This window comes from Mesorhizobium sp. M7A.F.Ca.CA.004.04.2.1 (assembly GCF_004022825.1).
GTDB lineage: Bacteria > Pseudomonadota > Alphaproteobacteria > Rhizobiales > Rhizobiaceae > Mesorhizobium.
Map to the genome: position 1 here is coordinate 1 of NZ_RZPH01000610.1, position 3736 is coordinate 3736.

Annotated in this window: 4 protein-coding genes; all 4 read right to left on the minus strand. The window is 62.9% G+C overall.

The window, feature by feature from the left end:
• Nucleotides 1–2: 2 nt before the first annotated feature.
• Nucleotides 3–770, minus strand: coding sequence for an ABC transporter permease (locus EN893_RS23660; RefSeq protein ID WP_127384037.1), 768 nt, complete (start codon nucleotides 768–770; stop codon nucleotides 3–5).
• Between the two features lie 100 nt (nucleotides 771–870).
• The gene (locus EN893_RS23665; RefSeq protein ID WP_127269923.1) at nucleotides 871–1878 is read right to left on the minus strand and encodes an ABC transporter substrate-binding protein; all 1008 of its coding nucleotides are present in this window, start codon (nucleotides 1876–1878) and stop codon (nucleotides 871–873) included.
• 200 nt (nucleotides 1879–2078) lie between these two features.
• The gene (locus EN893_RS23670) at nucleotides 2079–3377 is read right to left on the minus strand and encodes a hypothetical protein (protein WP_128361814.1); all 1299 of its coding nucleotides are present in this window, start codon (nucleotides 3375–3377) and stop codon (nucleotides 2079–2081) included.
• 106 nt (nucleotides 3378–3483) lie between these two features.
• Nucleotides 3484–3736: UTRA domain-containing protein (locus EN893_RS23675; protein ID WP_128361815.1), on the minus strand; the 253-nt coding region annotated here is incomplete at its 5' end.

Sequence of the window (3736 nt, forward strand, 5' to 3'; positions counted from 1 at the left end):
CCTCATTGCGAGCGGCCCTCTTGCTTGAACAGCACCTTTTCCAGCGCCTTCATCACCTGGTCGGTGATGAGGCCGAGCAGGCCGAGCAGCAGGATGTAGCCGATGATCGTGTTTGTCTGGAAATAGCGCTGCGACACGGTGATGCGATAGCCGAGCCCCGAAGTCGCGGCGACAAGTTCGGCCAGCACCAGCCAGGTCCATGCCCAGCCCAGGCTGATGCGCAGCGTATCCCAGATGCCCGGCAAGGCGCTGGGAACGACGATGCGCGTCAGGATCTTGCGATCCGGCAAGCCGAGTGTACGCCCAAGGCCAATGAAATCGGCTGGAACCCGTTTCACATTGTCCATGATCATCAGCACCTGCTGGAAGAAGGTGCCGATGAAGATGATCAGGAATTTCTGCGAATCTCCGGTGCCCGCCCACAGGATGGAGAGCGGCACGAAAGCGACGACCGGCATGTAGCGGATGAAATCCACCAGCGGCTCGATGGCCGCTTCCCAGGACCGGAAACTGCCGATCAGCACGCCGATCGGTATCGACAGGGCCGAGGCGATGAGGAAGCCGATGGAGATACGATACATCGAGGCTTTGAGGTCCAGCCACAACGTGCCGTCGGCGGCGAGCTTGGCGATCTGCATAGCTACGCTGCCCGGCGACGGCAGGAAGATCGGCTTTACCAACCCCAGTCCGGTCGCCGCCCACCAGGCAAGGCCGAGCCCGACGAACACGGCCACCGCGATGATCAGGAAGCGCGACCTGGCGATGGGCACGCCGATCCCGGAGGATCGGCGGCGCCTCGCCGGTTTCGTGACCGGTCCTGCCGCCGGTCGCTCCCGGGGCATCTGTGTCACCACCGCGATCCGGCCTTCGTCATTCCGCTGCCTTGACGAAGGCCGGGTCGATCATCTGCTCCGGCGTCACATCGGCCTGCAGCAGCTTGGCGTTCTTGGCGGCGGCTTCGACATCGGCGAAGGTCTTGGTGGTGAAGTCGCCTGTCAGCGCCGTCTTGTTTTCGGCGAGTGAGTAGTAGCGTACGCCGTCAAAGGCGGTGTTGAGGTCCTTGACGTCCGAACCGACGGCCTTGGCGATGATGGCGCGTCCACCGGGCGTGTCGGCATTGTAGTCCTTGAGCGCCGCGTCCCAGCTCTTGATCATGGCCAGCACCTGGCCGGGCCGCGACTTGATCACCTCGTCACGCACCACCAGCACGTCGCTGATCAGGCCGGGATCCTCGCCGGCGGTGAACAGCAGCTTGAGGTCCTTGTTCTGCGCCATGGCGACGGTGAGGTACGGTTCATAGGTCACCGCGACCGGCACCTGGCCGGCGATCAAGGCGCTGCCGGCGTCGGACGCCGGCATCGGAACCGGCTTGACATCGTCGATCGACATGCCGTTCCTGGCGAGCGCGTATTTGAGCAGAATGTCGCTCGTCGTGCCTTCCTCGAAGGCCACCTGCTTGCCCTTGAGGTCCGCGATGGAGGTGACGTCCTTGCCGGCGATGATGGCGTCGGCGGTCATGGAGACGTCGAGCAGCAGCACGATCTTCACCGGAAGGCCGGCCGCGACCATGCCCATCGCCGTGTGGGTGGCGATGTTGGCGGCGTCGAGCTGGCCGCTTGCAAGTGCTGCATTGATGTCCTTGTCCTCGGCGAAATTAACGATCTGGACGTCGCTCAGCCCGTTCGTCTTGAACAGGCCCTTGGCCTCGGCGACATGCCATTGGCCATAGCCGAGCCAGGGCTCGATCCCGATCTTGAACGCTCCTGCCTCGGGCGTGGTGGGAATGGCCGCATCGGCTGCGTAGGCTGCCGGGGCGGCGGCCAGCCCGATGGCGGCGGCCATCACGAGCGCGCGAAATTGTCCTGTTAGGTTACGCATCATCTTTGTTCCCCTTGATGATCAGACCGCTTTTTCTAACCCAGGCAGCCGGTCTGGTGAGACTGCGGGTTTCTGCTCTTGCGGCACTGTGCCTCGGCGTCTTACCTGCCACTTCATGGTGAAGTGCGAGGATATTTCAGCGTCAGCGGGAGCGGATGTCAAGGCTAAAATACATACATGCATATACAAGTTGGAAAGACTCAATTTTCACGCTTTTCCGGATCGATCCGATCGAGGAAACCCGTCACCCGATCGGCTCCGGCAACGGGTTCGCTGCCGACCATGACCGCGACTGAGAAGGCAATGAGGGAGGAGACCCGCGTATGGCTGCGCGCGCCGGCCCGCAGGTTCATGACCAGCGTCGGCGACAGGAAAAGACCGGCCCGCAGCACCGCGCGCCAATCGGCCGGCAGCATGCCGCGCCGTTTGAGCTCCAGCAGCAATGGCCGCCACAGCGCTGTCGCCTTGACCTCCAGCAGGTCGCGGCGGACGGGGCTCAGGTCCCAGTCCGTGTCGACATGGAGCAGATTTCCGTCCAGCCGCGCCTGGGCGCGAAAAGCCTCTGTCGCGGTCGCCGGATCATAGAGCCAGAACGGATGGGCAAAGATGTTGTGGAACGTCGCCTTCACCTCCGCCAGCAGCGTCGGGATATGCGAGCCGGCAAAGGCGGGATCGAAGAAGGACAGTTCCGCCCTCCCCGCCTTAGCCGTGTACCAGACATTGGCGTTGTGGGCGTCGCCATGCGCGACCACGCCGCCGGCATCGGCAAGCCGGTCGGGCCGCAAGCGCACCGCGGCGGCATCGAAAAGCTCACCGACGCTGTGGGTGTACTGCTGGCCGTTGATGACGAATTTCAGCCGGGAAAACCGATCCCAATCCAGCGCGGCACCGGGAAAGACGAACGGCTTGCCGACATAGAAATCGGCCAGCCGGCCGCCTGGTGACAAGCGTGTCTCGGCATCGATCAGCCGCTCATGAAACAGCCTGTGGATCGGCTCCGCCGCCACGTCCTCGCCAGTGACGGGATGCAGCGTCTCGAGATAGACCTTGAGCAGCCTGGCCGACAGGTCGCGCTCGGCAAGAACGGCTTCTTGCCGCTTGCCGGCATCGTCCTGCGCATCCAGCGCGAACAGCACATCCGAAAATCTCGGATCCGTGCGGCGGCGGTAGACAAGGATCTGCTCGCCGGGCTGCGCCGACATGTGTATGGGTTGGTCGACCGGCAGGCCGGCGCGCGACAGAATCTCGGCGCGGTAATACTCGCCCGTCATCCCCTCCTCCCGCTCCTCCTGATGGAACTTGAAGAAGTAGGCCTTGCCGTCGTCTTCGAAGAAGCCGTTCAGGGAATTGAGGCTGTATTTGTCGAAGTTGATGCGCACATTGCGGGGACTCATCGCAAACAGGTCGCCCAGCAATGCCGCCAGCGCGCTTTGTGCTTCGGCAACATCATGCTGCGCGAGTGCCCGGATCTGCGCCGTGCGACTCGGTGTCTGCGTCATCTGTTGTCCTTCTTGGCCCGTCCATTCGAGAGCGAAAGCGTTCTCGTCAGCACATGTATATACATTGGCAACGAAACCGCTCCGACTTGCATTCGTCCTGCTTCCGTTAGCTGCTTTTTGAAGGGGAATAGCGGCTGCCGAGCGAGTAGCGACTGCCGGCATAGGTCAGCTTGCTGATGGTGGCCACCACCGCGCCTGTCCATGTCCGGCGGTGCAGGAAAAGGCAGCAGGCGCCGACATCGATGCCCAGATGCCGCGCCGTCTCGGCGTCGGCCGGGATCGCCGAGATGATATGCTCGACTTCGGTCACCGGGGTTTTCTGCATGAGATAGTCGTAGGTCGCCGTCTTCGAAAAATCC